General features: G+C 64.4%; 1 protein-coding gene. It reads left to right on the top strand.

Going from position 1 to position 1,125, the window contains the following annotated elements; all coding sequences use genetic code 11:
• Positions 1-130 precede the first annotated feature (130 nt).
• A complete protein-coding gene (locus DD1DGNOD_RS01340; RefSeq protein ID WP_131764741.1) occupies positions 131-331 on the top strand; it encodes a DUF3073 domain-containing protein in 201 nt (66 codons plus the stop codon).
• Positions 332-1,125: the final 794 nt, after the last annotated feature.

The raw sequence follows: 1,125 nt of genomic DNA, 5'->3' as shown, positions 1-1,125 counted from the left end.
GATCGCTTCTCAACCGGACAACTGTGGGGTTGGCGTGCCGGGGAGCCCGCGATCCCTGTAGTCTCGGGAGGCACGAGACAATGAGAGCACCGGGGCGGGTCCCCGTCGTCATGTTCGAGGGGGTCGAGCCATGGGGCGCGGCCGAGCGAAGGCCAAGCAGACGAAAGTCGCCCGCGAGCTCAAGTACAACTCGCCGAATATGGATCTGGATCGGCTAAAGGCCGATCTAGGTGCGGGTAGTGCGCGAGATGATACCGCGGACGATCCGTACTCGGATGATTCCTACGAGTACGACTACGCCGATGAAGATGAGGACACCGGCCGGCGGTAGCGGCGCAAACATGGTGTGCGGGTCTGCGGATCCCGTACCACCGTGTACTACCACCGGGCAGTACTCATCATCACAAGGCGCACCAGGGGTGCGTGTCCCACCCCCCGTTCCACTCGTGGGGTACGCACCCTTCCTGGGCGTCTTGAGCGGCGCTCTTACGGCAACCACTTCAGCGGCCCTGGGACTTAGGCCTCCCGCGGACCTCTGGCGACCCGGGGAACCTGGGCCGGCGATCCCCTGAGCGGTTCGACGGATGGCCGTCGAACCCGGCTGCATGGGTCCCAGGTTCCCGCGGCCGCTCCAGGCTTCCAACGGCTTCCAACGGAGCAGGGGTTCCGGCCGTGGGTTCGCGACTTCCAGCGCCGCGGGTTCCCGCGCCGCATGCGTATGCGATCACCGCGGGTCAGGCACGCGGGCGAGGGCCGGGTACGTTCGACGCACCCGAATTTCATCGCATTTAGTCATTCAAGTGCGACATATCGTAGTAGACCTCTATATGATCTATGCCACTATGGGCATCATTCGAGCCGAGCGTCCCAGTCGGTACGGACTCGACCGATACACGTGGCAAACTGGCGGAGTCGCATCACCGCCGGACCTCCTCAGGCTGGAGGCGATGACGGCCGTTCCGTCCAAGCGGGTCTCGGCCTGAACGTGTGAGCCTACGAGAAGGCTGCTGGCAGGTATCGGCGTGTTGCCCGCAAGGTCGAGACGGAGGCCGGCTACATGTCCACAAAGCCGCCGTCAACCTCGTCGCCGTCAACCTCGTCGCCGTCAACCTCGTCGCCGTCAAC

Origin of the sequence: Candidatus Protofrankia californiensis, assembly GCF_900634765.1 — a bacterium.
GTDB lineage: Bacteria > Actinomycetota > Actinomycetes > Frankiales > Frankiaceae > Protofrankia > Protofrankia californiensis.
This window is presented reverse-complemented; position numbering and strand designations above follow the sequence as displayed.